The organism is Bradyrhizobium viridifuturi, from assembly GCF_001238275.1.
Classification (GTDB): domain Bacteria; phylum Pseudomonadota; class Alphaproteobacteria; order Rhizobiales; family Xanthobacteraceae; genus Bradyrhizobium; species Bradyrhizobium viridifuturi.
The window spans coordinates 1-18,696 of sequence record NZ_LGTB01000020.1; the positions used below are offsets into that span (position 1 = coordinate 1).

Below are 18,696 nucleotides of genomic sequence, written 5' to 3' on the forward strand. Positions count from 1 at the left end.
GGAACCCATCGCTGGTTCGATTTGCCCGATGTGCCGACCATGATCGAGCTCGGCTACAAGGATTTCGTCTCCGACACCTTTCAGGGCTTCCTCGCGCCTGCGCATACGTCCTCCTCGATCGTGGAGCTCCTGTCGACGAAATCGATTGCGATCCTGAAGACGCCGGAGATCGCCGACCAGCTGCGGAACGACGGATTCGAGGTGCTGGCAAACGGCCCCGACGGCATGCGCAAGCGCATCGCGGATGAAGTTCCGAAATGGCGCGACATCATCGCAAAAGCCGGCATCAAGCCGGTCTGAGCAGATCAACATTGCGCGACACGCAAAGCGTGTGATCTTGCGACCACTAGCTGTCATCCCCTAGGCTCGCCATCCATAACAAAAAGACTAGGGAGGCGATCGTCATGAGCACAAGGCGTGATTTCCTGAAAGCGGGAGCGACGGCGGCAGCAGGCATCGTGTTCTGCGGCTGCGGGCTCGTCCACAACGCGAATGCACAGCCATCGCGGCAGAAGTTACCGGTCAGCGTCGACGGCAAACGCGTCAAGACGATCGACATTCACTCGCATTGCCACTTCCGCGAGGCGGGCGCCTGCTCGGCGCCGACGCCGGAAAGTATCAACTGCCGCCGGTCAACGGCGCCGCGGAAGCCTTCATCGAGATCGACAAGCGCCTGGCGGCGATGGACGCACAGGCCGTCGACATGGAGGTGCTCTCGATCAATCCGTTCTGGTATGACCGCGATCGCGACCTCGCCGGCAAGATCGTGAAGATCCAGAACGAGAAGCTCGCCGAACTCTGCGCCTCGAAACCCGACCGGTTTGCGGCTTTCGCCTCGCTGACACTGCAGGCACCGGACCTTGCGGTGCAGGAGCTGGAGACAGCAGTGAGGAAGCAGGGGCTGAAGGGTGCGGCCATCGGCGGCGTCGTCGATGGGGTCGAATTCTCAGATCCCAGGTTTCATCCGGTGTGGGCCAAGGCCGAGGAACTCGGCGTCCCCTTGTTCATCCATCCGCAGGGCGTGCCCGAGCTCAGCAAGCGCCTCTCCGGCAATGGCTGGCTCGGCAATACCATCGGCAATCCGCTCGAGACCACGATCGCGCTCTCGCATTTGATCTTCGAGGGCACGCTCGACCGCTTCCCGGGATTGAAGATCATTGCCGCGCATGGCGGCGGCTACCTCCCCTCCTATGCCGATCGCTCGGATCATCCCTGCCTGGTCGGACCGAAGGGATGCAGTCCGGAGGTCAAGCTCCAGAAGGCGCCGACCGAATATCTCAAGCAGATCTACTTCGACTCCCTGATCTTCACGCCCGAGGCGATCCGGCATCTCGCCGCCCAGGTCGGCGCCGGCCAGATCGTGCTCGGGAGCGACTATCCCTATCCCTGGCAACTGGCACCGGTCGACCACATCTTCGCCTGTTCGACGCTGAGCGACGACGACAAGGCGAACATTCTCGGCCGCACCGCAGCGAGGCTGCTCGGCGTTGCCGCGTGAGGAGGGCAGCGGACCGTTGAACGATCTGAACAGCCGTTGTCGCGCCCGCATGCACGGCGACGGCGAGAACGATCAATTGGCCTTCACGGTCCGCATCTCGTTGCGCGGCAGCGACGTTGTCGCCGGCTGCGCAATGCTGGACGGCGGGTCAGAGTCGACGGCGTCAGTTCCGGCGAACTCGGCTTGCGCCGCGTCCGATATCCATTTGACTGCCGCGGGGTGACTGACCAGCATCCCGATCAAGGCAACGATCACGAGCACCGGCAATGCGATCAGCTTGATGCTGAAGCTCCTATAATTACTCTCCGGGTCCTGTTGCCGGTTATCGAAAGAGCCCTGCATGGATTCCTCCACAGTGCGGACGTGATCCACCCGGGGCTCACTTACCGCAGGGCACGCAAGGCCGATGTGAATGATTTCACAGGCCTTGTTCGGCTCACCATTTCGTGAAACGCGGGACTGCCCCGCAGCCGGCGCGGCTACTCGGCGTCGTCAGCGCCGGCGTCGACCAGCGCCTGCAGCGACTCGGGCTTCAGCACGACGATCGCGCCATGCTCGAGCCTGACCCAACCGCGTGTCGCCCACGCGCGGAGCTGCTTGTTGATGCTCTCGCGGGTCATGCCGACCATCTCGCTGATCTCCTGCTGGGTGATCGAGATGGTGCGCCCCTGCGGCTTGTGCTTGTCGCTGAGACGCAGCAGCGCGCTCGCCAGTCGGCCCGGCAGGTCCTGCAGGATCACCTGCTCGACCTGGTCGCTGGTCCAGCGCAACCGCGCGCACAGCAGCTCGATGAACTTCATCGCAAGCGACGGCTGGCTGCGCACGAACGGAATGAACTCGCGCCGGTCGATGACGAACAGCTCGCAATTGGTGTTGGCGGTGGCGTCGGCAGTCCGCGACAGGCCGTCGAGCAGTGCGATCTCGCCGAAGATCTCGCCTGCCTCGATCAGGTTCAGGATGGCGTTGCGACCATCCGGCGAAGAGATGCTGATCTTCACCGTACCCGAGATCACCGCGATCAGACTGGTGCCGGGATCGCCCTTGGAGAAGATCGTCGTCCCGCGCTTCAGCGTGATGTGCTTGGCGTAACGACAGAGCTGATCGAACGCCTCGGGCTCGAGATCGGCGAAATAGGGATGCTTGCGCAGCACCGATAGCTTGTTGTTCGCAAACGACGGCGCGCCGGCAGTTCGTTCAATGGGCGGCGCACCGGTCATCGTGATCCAGACTGATTGTGTTGCGTTCAATCGGCGCGCCACAGCGCGACGCCGACAGAGCCATCGATCAATGAAAGCAGAAAGGACTATAACCCCACCGCGGGCCTACAGCAACCAATGGTCCGATCCGCTAGAAATCATCCAAGTACAATTTGGAATAAATGCGTGCTTATGCAACGCTCAATTGCAGGCAGCCGCTGCCCGTGATCCGGAATATCCGGTCCAGCAACGACGATCTCGCCCGGCAAAACCCGTCTGTCGGAGGGGCAACGCCGCCAACTCACAACAGTTTGCCGTCCGGGCCAAAGAACGGATGCGGCCCGTCAAACTGACCGATGGGGACCTGGTGCGTCACCAACTGTCCAAAATCCTGCCCAGGAAACCACGTGTGCAAGTGAAATGCAGGGGGTTCCACCTTGAACGACGGTTCGCGAAGCTGCCCGAGGTCCAGGTCGACCGCATGGTTCGGCGCGGGGCAAATTGTCACGGGAAGCCCGGCGAAGGTGGTCAGCATGGCACGGTGGACGTGCCCGCATGCGATCAGCCGCGCACGCGGGTGTCGCGTGACGACGGCAGCCAACTCGTCGGCGTTGAAGAGGTCCTGCCGGTCCATATGCCAGATGCCGCCCTTGAATGGCGGGTGATGCAGGAACAGCAGCGCCGGCCGGTCGACCGCGGTCGCCAGCGCCTCATCCAGCCATTGCAACGTGGACGCTTCGAGCATGCCGTGGGGCTTGCCGGCCACGCTTGAATCGAGCAGCAGGAGATCGATGCCGCCGACCTCGATCTTCTGATCGAGCGGGCCCGTCGCGCGAACATAGGGCGCGGCCGGAAACGCTTCGCGCATCCAGTGCCGCGAGTCGTGATTGCCGGGAATCCCGGCAAACGGCAGGCGCAGCGGTGCGAGCAATCGCTTGAGATAATCGTATTCCTCGACCGACGGCGTATCGACCAGATCACCCGAGATGACGACGAAATCGGGCGCCGGCTCGAATGCGCTGAGATCAGCTACGCAGCGTTCGAGCGCCTTGGCGGTATCGACCCTGCCGTAGGCCAACGTTCCCGGCGGCTTGATGTGGAGATCGGATATCTGGGCGATGAGAACGGGCTTCGACGGCATCGATGTATCTCAGGGTTCGGACGGCAGAAGACGAAGCGCATCGGGCGCGATGGACAGGCCGACCCGATCACCGGCCCTGGCTTGAATCGTGTTGGGCGCGTCGACATTAAGCGGCTTGCTCGATGCACCGCTCACGACAATTCGCTGCCGGTCGCCGATGAAGCTGACGGAATCGACGACGCCCGAAAGCGCGTCCGCCCCGGCGCTCGTCACGCGAATGGTTTCGGGGCGGATCATGACCGTCGCAATCGCGGCCGTCGCACCACCCTCGATCGGCAATCGCCCGCCGGGCAGCACCAATACGCCGTTCTCGATCGGAGCTTCCACGATGTTCGCCGCTCCGATGAATTCGGCCACAAAGCGATCCTTCGGCGCGAAATAGACTTCGCGCGGCGTGCCGATCTGGGCGATCGCACCTTTCCGCATCACCACGATGCGATCGCCCAATTCCATCGCCTCGGCCTGGTCATGCGTGACGTAGATCGTCGTAATGCCGAGTGCGCGCAACAACCGGTTAAGCTCGCTCCGCAGCCGGTCCCGCAAGGCGGCATCAAGCGCGGTCAACGGCTCATCAAGCAGCAATATGCCGGGCCGGATCGCGACGGCACGCGCCAGCGCGACGCGCTGGCGCTGGCCGCCCGAGAGCTGGTCGATACGGCGGTTCTCCAAGCCCGTGATGTTCGTCAGAGCCACCAGTTCGGCAACGCGCGCAGCACGCTCCTCCCTGGGGACACCCCGGATCTTCAGCCCGTAGGCGATATTGTCCGCCACCGTCATGTTGGGGAACAAAGCGTAGGACTGAAACACCATCCCGACATTGCGCCGCTCGATCGGGACCGAGGTCATATCCTTGCCGTCGAACAGCACCTTGCCGCCGGCGTCCGGCAGTTCGAGACCTGCAATGATGCGCAGCATCGTGGTCTTGCCGCATCCGGATGGGCCAAGCAGCACCAGCGTCTCGCCGCGCGCAATGTCGAGCGTTGCGGGATCGAGCGCGCGGGTCCCGTCGGCAAAGGTCTTGCCGCAGGCCTCGATCCGCACCGCTGCACCGTGTCCCGCCGTATTCATCGCTTGGTGTCCCTGTCGGCCAAGAGCTGCATTGCGACCAGGAGCGGAATGATCATCACAAAGAAGATCAGCGTGTAGGCCGAAGCCACTTCGAGCCGCATCGAGGCATAGCTGTCGGCGAGCCCGATCGGCAGCGTCTTCGTCAATGGCGTATGCAGCATCCAGGTCAGGTTGAATTCACCGAGCGACAATGTGACCACCATCAATGCGCCGGCCAGAATTCCCGGCAGCGCGTTCGGCACGATGACATCGCAGAACCGCCGCCATGGCGAGGCACCCAGCGAGGCTGCCCCCTCATCCAGCGTCTTGATGTCCACGGTCGCAAACACCGCCATGACCGAGCGCACCATGAACGGCATGGTGAAGATCACATGGCCGACCAGGATGAACAGCCAGGAACGGCGGAAGTCGCCGAAGCTGCCATAGGTGAGCAACAGCGCCAGCGCGATCGCGAGCCCGGGGATCGCCAGCGGCAGCGTGATGATCTCCTCGACGATGCGGGCGAGCCGGCCTCCCCGCGCATGCAGCGCGTAGGCCGCGGGGACACCGGCGAGCAGCGTGACGGCAAGGGTTGCGAACGCGATCACGAAGGAGAGCAGAATGGTGCCGGCATAGAGCTCCCAGACCTGCGCGACCCATTGCAGCGTCACGCCGGACTGGATGCCCCTGAAATAATTGACGGTCACGCCGGCGGAGATCGAAAGCCCGGCAGGCACCACCAGGAAGGCCGCGACGAGCAGCGTGAAGATGAACTGGCCGGTGAAGATCAGGCGATCGCGCATGCGTTCACCCGGCCGCTGCGACTGCGCTGCCGCTGAACGTGCGGGCGAGCGCCAGGATAAACCAAGTGATCAGGCCGAGTCCCACCGACAGCGCCGCCGACGTCGCGAAATTGGCGGCCAGCGTGAACTCGGTGTAGATCAGCATCGGCAGCACGTCGATGTTCGTCGCCAGCGTGAAGGCGGTTCCGAACGCCCCCATCGCGGTGGCAAACGCGATCGCGCCGGACGCAACGAAAGCCGGCGCCAGCGCCGGCAGCACGACGTCGCGCTGCACCGCCCAGGGGCTTGCGCCAAGCGAGCGCGCGGCCTCCTCCAGCCCGACATCGAGCTTCTGCACGGCCGCCATGATGGTGAGGATCACGCGCGGAATCGAGAAATAGAGATAACCGAGGAAGAGCCCGTAGATCGAGTAGGCGAACACGAACTTCTCGCCGAACATCCGGTTCGACAGATCGCCGATCAATCCCTGCCGCCCAGCCAGCAGGATGATCATGAAACCGACCACCACGCCGGGGAAGGCGAGCGGAAAAGTCAGCATCGCGATCAGCACGGCCCGCCCGGGAAAGCGGTGCCGCTGCAGGAACATCCCGGCAATGGTCGCCACGATCAGCGTGACGATCGTGGTTGCCGCTGCGAGCAGCACGGTGTTGATCAATGTCGCGCGATAGCGGCCTTCCGTCAGGATGGCGAGATATCCGGCGAGCCCGTGCGGCCCCTCGGCGCCCGCAACCACCAGCCGTGCCATCGGCAACAGGAAGAATGCCGTGGTCACGACCGCAAGCGGCAGCAGGCAGAGCCAGACAAAGGACTTTTGCGACATCGGAAGAGTGGTGCCCCGCGAAGGGCACCATATTGCCTCAGCGAACCTCGGCGAGATAGCGGTCGACGAAGGCTTTTTGCACGTTTTCCATCTCGCCCCAGTCGACGCTCTTGGCGCGGGCATAGTCGCTGTCGGGGAGGAATTTGCCCTTCACGGATGCCGGCAGTTCGATCGGGCGGGCCGGACGGAGATAGGCGTTGGTCCAGATCGCCTGCCCTTTGTCGGACAGGAGATAGTCCATCACCTTCTTGGCCTTCTCCTTGTCGGGCGCGTTCTTCACGAGACCGACGACATAGGGAAACACCACCGAGCCCTCGCAGGGAATCACAAACTCGAAGTTGCCCTTTTCCGAGTACTTCGCGCGGTAGGCGTTGAAGTCGTAGTCGAACAGGATCGGCATCTCACCGGAGACGACGCGGGCATAGGACGTCTGCTTGGGCACGATCGGATCGTTCTTGCGCAGTTCCTTGAAGAAGGTGATCGCCGGATCGAAATTGGTCGGCGAGCCGCCCAACGCCAGATTGACGGCGACCGCGCCGACATAGCCCACCGCCGCCGAGGACGGGTCGAGATAGCCGACCATGCCCTTGTAGTCGGGCTTCAGCAGGTCCTTCCAGCAGGCCGGCACCGGCTTGCCGCCGAGCGCATCCTTGTTCACGAACAGGCCGAGCGTGCCGGAGTGAATCGTGGTCCAATAGCCATCCGGATCCTTGAGGCCGGCGGGGACCTGATCCCAATGCGCCGGCTTGTAGGGCTCGAGCGCGTCCTGCGTCTTGGCCTTCATGCCGAAGGTGACGCCGAAATAGCCGATATCGCCGACCGGATTGCTCTTCTCGGCCAGGATCTGGGCCAGCGCCTGGCCGGAGTTCTTGTTGTCATGCGGGATATCGTAGTTGAGGTCCGCCTTGATCGCCTTCAGCATCGAGGCCCAATCGGCCCATTCCGGCGGGCAATTGTAGCAGATCACGTCGGCCGCCTTGGCGGATTGCCACGGCGCGAGCAGTGTCAGCGCCAGCAACGCAAGGACAAGGCGGACGGTCTTCATGGGAGGCTCCGGTCTGGACGAGGATGCAATGAGGATTTCAACATCAACGGAGCGACCAAGTATAGGCCGCGTATGAATGTTTTGCGACACGCTTGCTGCCATGCAGCAATTGGAGCGTGCCGGCCACCGGATGCTCGCGGCAGCACGGCGTTTCGCGCTAGGCTGCCAGCCAAAAGAGGAAGCGCCCATGTACCAGCCGCCCGGCGTCAAGACATCGCCCGACCTTCCCGTCCCCGATCTGATGAAAGCCTGGGTCCTCGGTGACCGCGACCAGCTCCATCTTTCCGAGAAGCCCACGCCGATCCCGTCGCGTGCCGAAGTGCTGGTGCGTATCGACGCAGTTGCGATCTGCGCCACCGACCTCGAGATCATCCATGCCGGGTCGCCGGCAAGCATTCAGGGGGGCCTGCCCTTCAACAAGAACTTCACGCCGGGTCACGAGTACATGGGCACGGTCGCCGCGCTCGGCCCTGAAGTCGACGAGTTCAGGATCGGCGAGCGGGTCAGTGTGGAGATCCATGCCGGCTGCGGCCAATGCAAACGCTGCCGCCAGGGCATGTACACGTCCTGTCTCAACTATGGAAAGCCGGAGAAGGGACACCGCGCCAACGGCTTCACGACCGACGGCGGATTCGCGGAGTATGCGGTGAACCACATCAACACGCTGGCGCGCGTCCCGGATACCATGAGCGATGCCGAAGCGACGCTCGTGGTGACCGCCGGGACATCGATGTATGGCTTGACGGAATTGGGGGGATTGGTGGCCGGCGAGAGCGTCGTGGTGATCGGCCCGGGGCCGATCGGACTGCTCGCAGTGGCGGTGGCCAAGGCGCTAGGCGCGAGCCCGGTCATCCTGACGGGAACGCGCCACAAGCGGTTGGCAATCGGCAAGGAGCTGGGGGCCGACCGCGTTGTCAATATCAACGACGAGGATGCCGTTGACGTCGTGAGGCAACTAACAGGGGGGATCGGTGCTGACTATGTCGTCGAATGTGCCGGCACCGAAGCGACACTCAACCAGGCGATCCATATGACGAATCGCGGCGGCAAGATCTGTCTTGCCGCCTTCCCGCACGAGGCCGCGACGCTGGACATCGCACATCTGGTGCGAAACAACATCTATGCCTACGGCATCCGCGGCGAAGGCCGCAGTGCCACTCACCGCGCCATGGAGCTGATGGCAGCGAAGCGGTTCGACGCCACCAGGATCCACACGCATACGTTTCCGCTGGCCGACCTGCCGACGGCGCTGAGATATGCGCGGGATCGTGTCGACGATGCGATCAAGGTCGTCGTGACCAATCGAAAGGCTGGCGCGACCGCGCGCGCTGCCGAGTAGCGGTCCGATCGGGGCTGCGCGCAGGAGCGCTACCTGGAACGCCTGCTCACACCGAGCAGTAGCGCTCCTTGATCTCGTCGTCGGCGAGCAGCGCCTGCGCCGAGGCCTGGTGCACCACCGAGCCTTGATCCAGCACATAGGCTCGATCGGCGATACCGAGTGCAAGCTCGACATTCTGCTCGACCAGCAGCACCGTCGTTCCCTGCGCCTTCATGTTGCGGAACAGCTCGAACATCTCGTCGACCAGCACGGGCATGATGCCCTCCGACGGCTCATCCAGCATGATCAGGGCGGGTTTTGCGATCATTGCCCGCGCGATCGCCAGCATCTGCTGCTCGCCGCCGGACATCGTGACCGCCTCCTGCTCCATACGCTCGGCCAGTCGCGGGAATATCGATGCGATCTCGTCGATCAGTTCGGCCTCGCGCTTCTTTTGCTTTGATGCCACCAGGCCAAGCCGCAAATTTTCTCGCACCGACAGTCCCTGCACGATCCGCCGCTCTTCGGGAACATAGGCGAGCCCCAACGCGAAACGCACGTGCGCCGGCCGGTTCAGCAGCTCTTCGCCCTTGAAGGTCACCGAACCGCGCGTCCGCCCCATCAGGCCCATGATCGATTTCAGCGTTGTGGTCTTGCCGGCTCCATTGCGGCCGATCAGGCAAACAATCTCGCCCTTGGTCACCTCGAGACTGATGTCCTGCAAGGCGTGGCTTGCACCATACCAGGCATTGAGCTTGCTGACCTGAAGCATCCCGTCAGTGCTCCCGCTGGCCGAGATAGACACGCTTCACCGCCTCGTTCTGCCGGACCTCCTGTGGCGTTCCCTCGGCAAGCAGTTCTCCGTGGTGCAGCACGAGGATGCGATCACTGATCCCGAGCACCAGCTTCATCTTGTGCTCGACAAGGATGACCGTGCGCTCCTTGGCAAGTTTCACGATCAGATCCATCATGGTCCGGGTTTCTTCCGGGCTCATGCCGGCTGTGGGCTCGTCGAGCAGCAGCAAGCGAGGCCGGCTCGCAAGCGCCATGCCGATCTCCAACGCCCGCTGCTCGCCATGTGCCAGCGTCTTGGCGGCACGTTCCCGGGATTCCCACAACCCGACCAGTGCCAATAGCTCGTCCGCCCGCTCGACCAGCTCGGTCAGGCGCGCACGCGGACGCCAGATGTCGTATCGCGACACCAGTGCCTGCAAGCCGACGCGGATGTTCTCACGCGTCGTGAGCTGCGGAAACACGCTCGTGATCTGGAAGGACTTTGCGATCCCCATGTGAGCGAAGCGGTGCTGCGGCAGGCCGGTGACGTCCCTGCCCTCAAACTCGACACTGCCCTTCGTCGGCGGAAAGGCACCGCACAGCAAGTTGAAATAGGTGCTCTTTCCGGCCCCGTTCGGACCGATGATTGAGGTGATCGCCCCTCTGGAAAACTCGGCCGAGATGTTGTTGAGCGCGACGAACTTCCCGAACGTCTTGCCGACGCCCCGGGTGCGCAGGATGATCTCGCTGGCTTGGCCTGCTGCAGCCGTCATCGCTTGCCCCGCGCGATCAGCGTGCCCCAGATGCCGGCCGGGAAGAACAGCACGCATGCAATGAAGATTGCGCCAACGATTAACTGCCAGTGAACGGTCCAGACCGAGACGATGTTCTCCAGGACCAGGAAGACCGCGGCGCCGATCATCGGCCCGAAGAATGTCCCCATCCCGCCGAGCAGGGCGATCATCACGACAAGGCCCGAGGTCTCGTAGTGCAGGATCTCGATCGGAACGATCGACAAGTGCAGCGCCTGCAAGGCGCCGGCGAGGCCGCAGAAGCCGCCTGACAGGACGAAGGTCAGCAATCGCGTCAGGGTGACGTCATAGCCCGACGCCCGGGCCCGCATCTCGTTCTCCCGCACCGCTTCAATGACGGCACCGAATGGCGAGGCCAGAATGCGCGACATCACGAAGAAGGCGGCGATGACGAACGCCGCAATCACGTAATACCGGATCATCGGGTTGATGAAATCGATCCGTAGGCCAAACAGATCGATGGTGCGGACGTTGATGCCGCGAAGCCCGTTCTCGCCCCCGGTCAGGTCAACCGCCTGATAGAAGAGGTAGTAGACACATTGCGACAGCGCCATTGTCACCATGGCGAAGTAGATGCCGCGGGTTCTGATCGCGAGCACGCCAATCACCAGCGCCATCAACAGGCCGCCAGCAACCCCGGCCGCGATCGCCGCATACCATGGCCAGCCGAGGTGCACGATGGCAATGCCGCAGAGGTAGGCACCGGTCCCGAACAACGCCGCATGACCGAACGACAGAAGGCCCAGATAACCAAACACGAGGTTGAAGCCGAGAGCGTACAACCCATAGATCAGGATGTTCACCGCAAGAGCCGTGAACGGCATCAGCAACGGGAAAACAAGGATCACCGCGGCTGCAATGCTGGCGCGGTGCCGCGTGGCGAACTCGTACCAGCTGACCGTCGTGGTATGGGGCTCCTTGATGGATTCGGTCGCGTCGGTCATGCCGGGCTCAGCTCATCAATCCGGCGCGGCCAAAGAAGCCCTGCGGACGAACGATCAGGACGATCGCCATCAGCGCAAAGATCGATACCTTGGCCATCTCGGGTGCAAACAACGAGGTCATGCTGACCACCACGCCGACCAGCAGGCCCGCCAATACGGCGCCGCCGATCGACCCCATCCCTCCAACAACCGTCACCACGAAGGCCTCGGCGAGGATCGTGCCGCCCATCTCCGGAATGACGCCTTGAAGCGGGGCAGCCAGCAGGCCGGCAAATCCCGCGATCGCCGTGCCTATCCCGAACACGATCAACCAGACCCTGGAAACATCGACGCCAAGGACACGGACGATCTGCGGGTCGCGCGCGCCGGCGCGGATAATCAGCCCGAAGCTGGTCTTCTCGAGGAACAGCCAGAGTGCCAGCAGAACGACGGCCGTCGCGCCAATGACGAACAGGCGGTAGAGCGGAAAATAGCCGACACCAATGTCGACGGCGCCCTGCAGAACCTCCGGCGTGTCGAACGGATATCCGGTCTTGCCAAAGGCAATGCGCACGCATTCGACCATCACGTAGCTCAGCCCGAAGGTCAGGAGCAGCGGATAATCGATGCCGCGGCCGTAAAGCGGCCGGATCAGCACGCGCTCGACGGCAAGGCCGAACAGTCCGATCACGATCGGCACAGCTATGAGGCAAGTCCAGAAATTGCCCCCGATCGAGATCAGATAGAGTCCGACATAGGCGCCGACCATGTAGAAGGCGCCGTGGGCGAAGTTGACGACCGTCAACATCCCGAAGATCAGCGAGAGGCCGATCGCAAACAGCACGTAGATCGCGCCGAGCGCCAACCCGGCAAACAGTTGCAGCGCGATCAGGTCAAAGCTCAAGCCCGCCATTTGTCCCCCTCGGCACGACGCGCACCGCCGTGCGGCGCGCGCCGGCGCACGGCTCAGCTCTTATGACCGAGCGCCTCGCAGGTGCGCAGGTACTTTTCGTTGGGTTCTTCGGTCGACAGGACCTCGAACACATCGGACTCGTTCTTCATGTCCTTGGACTTCGACTTGATCACCAGCACCGATTGCACCGACTGGTGGTCGCATTTGCGATAGTATTGCGGTCCCTTGTAGTAGTCATACTTGAGCGCTTCCAATGCCGCGACGACCTTGTCGGTCTCGACACTGCCGGCACCCTTGACCGCCTCGAGCACGGTCCGCACGCCGCCATAGCCGAGCGCACCGTAGTCGGTCGGCAACTTGCCGTCGTACATCTTGCGGAATGCGTCGTTGAACGCCTTGGTCGAGGCGAACTTGTCCTCGATCCCCCAATAGAACGAGCAGCCGCCGACGACGCCCTCGAATGCCTGGGGTCCGGCCGCGACGCGGCTGGCATGCGAAAGCAGTGGCGCAATGATCTGGATCGATTTCTTGATGCCGAAGTCAGTTGCCTGCTTCAGCGCGATCTGCTGGTCGCGACCGAAATTGCTGATGCAAAGGATATCGGGCTTGAGCGCCTGAAGACGCGGCAGCAGCGTGGAGAAGTCGGTCGTTCCCAAGGGATGGCGGATGTCGCCGAGGTTCTCGATGTTGAATTCCTTGCCAACCTCGAGGAAGCCGCGAACCATCTCATGACCATAGGCGTAGTCTGCCGTGAGGAACGCAACCTTCTTGCCGAACTTGGCAAAGGCATAGCGGCCGACCGCGCCTGAGGTCATGTGCGGGTTCAGTGCTTCGTGGAAGGTGAACTTGCTGAAGTCCGCCGCCTCATTGATGGCATCCGACTGGCTGATCGAATTGAAGATGACGCCGCGTTCCTTGGTGACGTTGTTGATCGCGAGCTGAACCGCCGCCGACAGACTGCCGACGACGAAATTCACCTTCTCCTTCTCGACCAGCTCCAATGTCCGCGTCGCCGCTTCACCGGGATTGAGCTTGTCGTCGCGCACGACGAGCTCGGCCTTGCGGCCGTTGAGGCCGCCGGCATCATTGAACTGGGCGACGGCCAGCTGACCGGCCCGCACCTGGTCCTGCGCTTCGGCGCCATAGGGACCGGTCAAGGGAACGGGGAAGCCGATCTTGATCGGTGCTTCCTCGGCCTGCAGCAGATTGATGCGAAACGGTGAGACGGCGAGAACGGCGCCGGCGCTTGCCGTTGTCAGCAGACGACGCCGCGATATCGATCCGGCTTTGGCGACCTTCTTCGTCATGACTATTCCTCCCCAAGAACTGTCTGTGTTTTGCTTATCGTCTTGTCTTTGCCTGGAACGTCTCCACCTCAGATTCGTCCCAAGGCCGTCAGGATAACCTGAGGCGTGAGCGGAATCTCGGTAATTGTTGCGCCGAACGGCCGCAGCGCATCATTGACCGCGTTGGCAACCGCGGCTGCGGCGCCGGCTGTGCCCGCCTCGCCCGCGCCTTTGGCTCCCAGCTCGGTTTCCTGCGTCGGCGATACCACGTGGCCGACCTCGATATCAGGCATCTCGCCAGACATCGGGACCAAATAGTCCGCCATGTTGGCGTTGGTCAGCTGACCACGTTCGTCATAGATACACTTTTCAAACAGCGCCGCCCCGAGCCCCTGCACGACCCCACCCCGGATCTGTTCGTCGACCAGTTGCGGGTTGATGATGGTGCCGCAATCTTCGATAACCCAGTGCTTCAGCAGCTTCACGAACCCGGTCTCGGTGTCGACCTGAAGCCACGAGGCCTGAACGCCATTGGTGAACGCGAAGGGATATTGCCGCGGTACGAAATGTCGGGTCGCCATCAACTCAGGCCGGATGCCTGGCGGGAGCGTGTCCGGCCGAAAATACACGATCCGCGCCAGCTCGTTCAGCTCGATCCGCGGCCCCCCGTCGTCGGCATTGACGATACTGTTGTTGACGATATCGAGCCCGGCCGGTGTCGTTTGCAGGATGGCCGCGGCGACATCCAGAATGTTCCGGCGCAGCGCCTTGGCCGCCTGCAACGCGGCTTCGCCGCCGATGCCGGCGCCGCGCGAGGCCCAGGTGCCGCCGCCATAGGGCGTATTGTCGGTGTCGCCCAGGGTCACCCGGACCCGGTCCATCGAGACGCCGAGCACGCTGCCGACGATCTGGGCAGTCAGCGACTCGGACCCCTGCCCCTGCTCCGTGATGCTGGTCTGGCAAATGACCGAGCCCTGCGCGTCGAGCCGAACCGCAACGCCATCCTGCGAGGAGATTTTCGCGCCGCCGACACCGTAAAAGGCGGCACTGGGATTGGTGACCTCGATGAAGCTGGCTAGTCCGATGCCCCGATAGATGTTGTGGGCTCGCAAGGCTGCCTGCTCGGCACGCAATGCGTCGTAGTCCATCATCTGAAGCAGCTTGGCCAACGAAGCATGATGCGAGAGCTGCTCGAACTTCATGCCCGAGGGGGATGCACAGGGATAGGCATCGTCGGCGATCAGGTTGCGCCGGCGAATCTCGACGGGATCCATGCCGATCTTCGCCGCGGCAAGGTCGACCAGGCCTTCGGTGACCGAACAGGCAATCGGGTGTCCGACCGCCCGGTACTGGCACATCACGTTCTTGTTCTGGAAGACGACACGCGCCCGGGCCCGGTAGTTCGGCGTGACATATGGCCCGCCGACCAGGTTGACCACCTGATTGGCCTCGATGGCGCTGGTGCGCGGATACATCGAATAGGGACCGATCCCCGTCAGGTCGTCGATCTCGAAGGCCGTGATGGTACCATCCGGTTTGACGCCTATCCGCCCCCGGCATCGATGATCGCGGGCATGAATGTCCGTGTTGAAGCTTTCGATACGGTCAGCCACGAATTTGACCGGCCGGCGCAACAGCTTCGACAGTGCGTATGTCGCCATTTCGTCGGCGTAGATGTGAACCTTGATGCCGAACGACCCGCCGACATCCTTGCAGACCACCCGGATCTGCGCTTCGTTCAGCCCGAGATGCAGGGCTGCGATGTTCTGCACCATGTGCGGCGCTGCGTGCCCTGATAGATCGTGAGCCGCGCCTCGGCGGCATTCCAGTCGGCAACCACGGCACGCGGCTCAAGCGTCACGCCAGTGTGGCGCCCGAAGATGAAATCGGCCTCGACGACTTCGGATTCCGATAATGCGTGGTCGACGTCACCGGCATCGAGTGTCCGTTCAAAGGCAAGATTGTCACCAAGCGCGGCGTGGATGACAGGCGTTGCCGGATCGAGCGCAGTGCGCATGTCCGTGACCGCCTCGAGCTCCTCGTAGTCAACGGCAATCTGTTCCATTGCATCTTCGGCCGCCGCGCGGCTGGTTGCGACAACCGCCGCGACCGCTTCACCCTGCCAGCAGACCCGGTCGACCGCGATCGCGTGCTGCGGCGCCGACTTCAGTCCCTTCAGATGCGAGAGTACGCCGACCCACGGCGTGATGACAGATTCGAGTTCCCGACCTGTCACGATGGCAATGACGCCGGACATACGTCGCGCCGCGTCGGCATCGATCGCCACGATTCTGGCATGGGCGTATGGCGACCGCAGGAAGACCGCATGCGCCATGCGCGGCAGTTCCAGATCACTGACGTATTGTCCACGCCCCTGCAGCAACCTGTCGAGGTTCGGCCGCGGCACCGTCTTGCCGATGTAGGAATTCGGGCGATCGAGCACCGAAAGCGTCTCTGCTGGCGCACGGGTCACTGTCATGCCCGCCGCTCCGCACGCGTCTTGGCGGTCGCCTCCACAGCGTCCACGATGGCCTGATAGCCGGTGCAGCGGCAATAATTTCCGGAGAGATGCTCTCGGATCGCTTGCCGATCAGGCTCGGGCGTATGCTTCAGCAGATCCTGCGCCGTCATCAGCATCCCAGGTGTGCAGTAGCCACACTGCAACGCATTGCGTTCGCGGAATGCCGCCTGAAGGTCGGCGATTTCACCGCTGTCGGACACCCCCTCGATGGTTTCGACCGACGCGCCTTGCGCCTGGACCGCCAGCATCAGGCAGGAGCGAACGATCTCGCCATCGATCCGGACGGTGCAGGCGCCGCAGACGCCGTGCTCGCAACCAACATGCGTTCCGGTCAGCTTCAGATTCTCCCGAAGGAAATCCGCGAGATTGAGCCGCGGCAAGACAAAGGCGTCGATGGGCTCGCCGTTGACCAGAAGCGAAACCGATACCGGAGCGCTCACGCCGTCGCTCCCGTTTCCAGTTCGGGCCGCGCGAGCAATGCGGCCACGCAGCGCCGGAGCAGGATTGCGGCGAGATGTCGGCGCATCGTGGGGCTCGCCTGCTGATCCTCCTGCGGGTCGAGTTCGCGGGTGAGCGCTGTCGTAACCTCTGCGAGTAACGCGGGAGTCACGGATACATCGATCAGCTTGCCGGCGGCGGCTGCCAGCAAGGGGCGGTCGCCAACCGCAAAGAAGCCGAGCCGAAGATCCGTGAACTTGCCATCTGCGACGACAGCACGCGCGGCAAGACCGACGATGGCATAGTCACCGTGCCGCCGGGCATATTCCTGAAAGAAGAACGTCGAGCCCTGGCCTGGGACCGGTACCTCGACCGCGACAAGCAATTCATCCCGTGCCAGCGCAGTTTCGTAGATTCCCTTGAAAAGTTCGGTCGCAGCAATCCGCCGCTCGCCTGTCGGACCGCGAGCAACGATCGTGGCGTCAAGCGCAACAACACAGGCCGGCAACTCCGACGCGGGATCGGCGTGAGCGAGGCTACCGCCAATCGTTCCGCGGTTGCGAATAGCAGGATGGGCAACGTGGCTGACGGCATGCCGCAACAGCGGTGCGTGCAGCGCAATCTCCGGCGATCTGAGCAGGTCGACATGCCGGGTCAGCGCGCCAACGACGAGGACGTCTCCCCTCATCGCAATGCCGCGCAACTCGGCGAGGCCGCCGATATCGACCAGAATCTCCGGCGATAGTAGCCGCAAGTTCATCGCCGGCATCAAGCTCTGGCCACCCGATAGAACCTTCGCCTTGTCGCCATGCACGGCAAGCAACTCGAGCGCATTCACGACACTGGTCGCGCGGGCGTAGGCGAAAGCCGCAGCTTTCATGTGGGCGTGGCCTCCCGGCCCAATTTTCGTTTGTCAGATTAGAAGGCCGCCCTGCTCAAAGGTCAAGCTTGTTTATCGAGTGATTATTTGTGCGTCAGGGCTTGTCTTCGCCTTGGGAAGGCCGCAGGTTCCTTGCCAACTAAAGTTCAACGCGCAGCGAGGCGGATCATGAAGCTCGGGTTCTTTACGATGCCGATCCATCCTCTCGACAAGGACTGGCGGCAATCGCTGCGGGAGGATCGGGAAGCCTTCCTGCTTGCTGATGAGCTCGGGTTCACGGAGGCGTATGTCGGCGAGCATGTCACCGACAAGGCCGAGAACATCACCTCCAGCATCGCGTTTATTGCGTGGCTCGCAGCCGCAACCAAACAGATCAAGCTTGGGACCGGCACCGTCAACATGCCGAACACCCACCCGGCAGCGGTCGCTGCGTCGATCGCCATGCTCGATCACATGCTTGATGGCCGGTTCATATTTGGAATAAGCCCCGGCGGATTGCTGTCCGACGCGGAGATTTTCGGCAATCTCGACGCCGACCGCAATGCCATGTTCCTCGAGGCGATCAATCAGGTTCTGGAAATCTGGGCAGGAAAGCCGCCCTATGATTTGCAGGGCAAATACTGGAATGTCTCGGTCAGAAGGACTCTGATTGAGGATATCGGCCAGGGAATCGTGGCTCGCCCTTTGCAGACCCCTCACCCGCCGATCGTGGTGACCGCGGTCGCGCCGTTCTCGAAAGGCGTCACGGAGGCCGCTGCTCGCGGCTGGGATCCGATCTCAGCAAACTTCCTGATGCCTGCCTGGGTGAAGAGTCACTGGCCCAAATACGTCGAGGGATGCGAGCGCATGAACCGGACAGTCGACCCTGCCAATTGGCGCGTCGCCAAGAGCGTGTTCGTGGCAAAGGACGCCGCCACCGCGAGGGCTTATGCGACGGCACCCGACGGTCCCTATGTGTATTACTATCATCAGCTGTTCACGAAGCTGAAACGCGGCGGCCGGCTCGAGTTGTTCAAGACACGTCGGGACCAGCCCGACGCGGAGGTGACGCTGGAATCGATTTGCGACAAGCTCATCATCCACGGCACACCCGAAAGTGTGGCCGACCAGCTGCTGTCTTTCCAGCAGGAGATCGGCCCCTTCGGAACCTTGCTCTATGCCGGGAAGGACTGGAAGGATCGCGAGCTTGGCCGCCAATCGATGATCCTGATGGCCGAGAAGGTCTTGCCGCGTATCAATGCCGCCGGCGCCGGCGCATCGACGTGAAGGAGTTTTGACGTG

General features: G+C 62.8%; 19 protein-coding genes and 2 pseudogenes. 5 read left to right on the forward strand and 16 right to left on the reverse strand.

Annotated elements, in window-relative coordinates; genetic code table 11:
* The 3 genes and pseudogenes from ALC15_RS19025 to ALC15_RS19030 form a co-directional block, all read left to right on the forward strand.
* A partial coding sequence (locus ALC15_RS19025; protein ID WP_249762040.1) for a Bug family tripartite tricarboxylate transporter substrate binding protein occupies positions 1-300 on the forward strand: 300 nt, incomplete at its 5' end.
* Between the two features lie 104 nt (positions 301-404).
* A pseudogene (locus tag ALC15_RS46315) lies at positions 405-458 on the forward strand (twin-arginine translocation signal domain-containing protein); the annotation flags it as partial.
* Between the two features lie 110 nt (positions 459-568).
* The gene (locus tag ALC15_RS19030; protein ID WP_244486150.1) at positions 569-1,498 is read left to right on the forward strand and encodes an amidohydrolase family protein; all 930 of its coding nucleotides are present in this window, start codon (positions 569-571) and stop codon (positions 1,496-1,498) included.
* Between the two features lie 72 nt (positions 1,499-1,570).
* On the opposite strand, the gene ALC15_RS19035 is transcribed toward ALC15_RS19030, so the two are convergent.
* From ALC15_RS19035 to ALC15_RS19065, 7 genes are all read right to left on the reverse strand, one after another.
* Positions 1,571-1,870, reverse strand: a complete 300-nt coding sequence (locus tag ALC15_RS19035; protein WP_128089536.1) for a hypothetical protein — start codon at positions 1,868-1,870, stop codon at positions 1,571-1,573.
* A gap of 107 nt (positions 1,871-1,977) precedes the next feature.
* Positions 1,978-2,715 (reverse strand): Crp/Fnr family transcriptional regulator, encoded by a 738-nt coding sequence (locus ALC15_RS19040; protein WP_050628575.1) that lies wholly within the window; start codon positions 2,713-2,715, stop codon positions 1,978-1,980.
* A 280-nt stretch (positions 2,716-2,995) separates the two neighbouring features.
* Entirely contained in the window at positions 2,996-3,835 is an 840-nt protein-coding gene (locus ALC15_RS19045; protein ID WP_050628576.1) for a phosphodiesterase, read from the reverse strand.
* Between the two features lie 9 nt (positions 3,836-3,844).
* Positions 3,845-4,903, reverse strand: a complete 1,059-nt coding sequence (locus ALC15_RS19050; protein ID WP_050628577.1) for an ABC transporter ATP-binding protein — start codon at positions 4,901-4,903, stop codon at positions 3,845-3,847.
* Entirely contained in the window at positions 4,900-5,685 is a 786-nt protein-coding gene (locus ALC15_RS19055; protein ID WP_050628578.1) for an ABC transporter permease, read from the reverse strand. The genes ALC15_RS19050 and ALC15_RS19055 overlap by 4 nt, the downstream gene beginning before the upstream one ends.
* Positions 5,686-5,689: 4 nt before the next feature.
* Positions 5,690-6,505: an ABC transporter permease gene (locus ALC15_RS19060; RefSeq protein ID WP_050628579.1), complete on the reverse strand. Its 816-nt coding sequence runs from the start codon at positions 6,503-6,505 to the stop codon at positions 5,690-5,692.
* A gap of 37 nt (positions 6,506-6,542) precedes the next feature.
* A complete protein-coding gene (locus ALC15_RS19065; protein ID WP_050628580.1) occupies positions 6,543-7,550 on the reverse strand; it encodes an ABC transporter substrate-binding protein in 1,008 nt (335 codons plus the stop codon).
* Positions 7,551-7,626: 76 nt separating this feature from the next.
* Between ALC15_RS19065 and ALC15_RS19070 the strand changes: the two genes are divergently transcribed.
* Positions 7,627-8,889 carry a zinc-dependent alcohol dehydrogenase gene (locus ALC15_RS19070; RefSeq protein ID WP_244486151.1) on the forward strand — a complete coding sequence of 421 codons (1,263 nt, stop codon included), beginning with the start codon at positions 7,627-7,629 and terminating at the stop codon, positions 8,887-8,889.
* 46 nt (positions 8,890-8,935) lie between these two features.
* On the opposite strand, the gene ALC15_RS19075 is transcribed toward ALC15_RS19070, so the two are convergent.
* The 9 genes and pseudogenes from ALC15_RS19075 to ALC15_RS19110 all read right to left on the reverse strand — a co-directional run bounded on the left by ALC15_RS19075 (position 8,936) and on the right by ALC15_RS19110 (position 17,415).
* Positions 8,936-9,640 (reverse strand): ABC transporter ATP-binding protein, encoded by a 705-nt coding sequence (locus ALC15_RS19075; RefSeq protein ID WP_050628582.1) that lies wholly within the window; start codon positions 9,638-9,640, stop codon positions 8,936-8,938.
* A 4-nt stretch (positions 9,641-9,644) separates the two neighbouring features.
* Positions 9,645-10,415, reverse strand: a complete 771-nt coding sequence (locus tag ALC15_RS19080) for an ABC transporter ATP-binding protein (RefSeq protein WP_050628583.1) — start codon at positions 10,413-10,415, stop codon at positions 9,645-9,647.
* On the reverse strand, positions 10,412-11,398 hold the full coding sequence (locus ALC15_RS19085; protein ID WP_050628584.1) for a branched-chain amino acid ABC transporter permease: 987 nt from the start codon (positions 11,396-11,398) through the stop codon (positions 10,412-10,414). Before ALC15_RS19085 ends, ALC15_RS19080 begins: the two co-directional genes overlap by 4 nt.
* A 7-nt stretch (positions 11,399-11,405) precedes the next feature.
* Entirely contained in the window at positions 11,406-12,290 is an 885-nt protein-coding gene (locus ALC15_RS19090) for a branched-chain amino acid ABC transporter permease (RefSeq protein ID WP_050628585.1), read from the reverse strand.
* A 53-nt stretch (positions 12,291-12,343) separates the two neighbouring features.
* Positions 12,344-13,597 (reverse strand): ABC transporter substrate-binding protein, encoded by a 1,254-nt coding sequence (locus ALC15_RS19095; RefSeq protein ID WP_050628586.1) that lies wholly within the window; start codon positions 13,595-13,597, stop codon positions 12,344-12,346.
* A 68-nt stretch (positions 13,598-13,665) separates the two neighbouring features.
* The gene (locus ALC15_RS47935; protein ID WP_430649181.1) at positions 13,666-14,850 is read right to left on the reverse strand and encodes a xanthine dehydrogenase family protein molybdopterin-binding subunit; all 1,185 of its coding nucleotides are present in this window, start codon (positions 14,848-14,850) and stop codon (positions 13,666-13,668) included.
* Between the two features lie 27 nt (positions 14,851-14,877).
* Positions 14,878-16,055: pseudogene (locus tag ALC15_RS47940) on the reverse strand (xanthine dehydrogenase family protein molybdopterin-binding subunit); the annotation flags it as partial.
* Positions 16,052-16,537 carry a (2Fe-2S)-binding protein gene (locus ALC15_RS19105; protein ID WP_050628587.1) on the reverse strand — a complete coding sequence of 162 codons (486 nt, stop codon included), beginning with the start codon at positions 16,535-16,537 and terminating at the stop codon, positions 16,052-16,054. The pseudogene ALC15_RS47940 and the gene ALC15_RS19105, both read right to left, overlap by 4 nt.
* Entirely contained in the window at positions 16,534-17,415 is an 882-nt protein-coding gene (locus ALC15_RS19110; protein WP_050628588.1) for an FAD binding domain-containing protein, read from the reverse strand. The genes ALC15_RS19105 and ALC15_RS19110 overlap by 4 nt, the downstream gene beginning before the upstream one ends.
* A gap of 168 nt (positions 17,416-17,583) precedes the next feature.
* On the opposite strand from ALC15_RS19110, the gene ALC15_RS19115 reads away from it, so the two are divergent.
* Entirely contained in the window at positions 17,584-18,681 is a 1,098-nt protein-coding gene (locus ALC15_RS19115; RefSeq protein ID WP_050628589.1) for an LLM class flavin-dependent oxidoreductase, read from the forward strand.
* Positions 18,682-18,696: the final 15 nt, after the last annotated feature.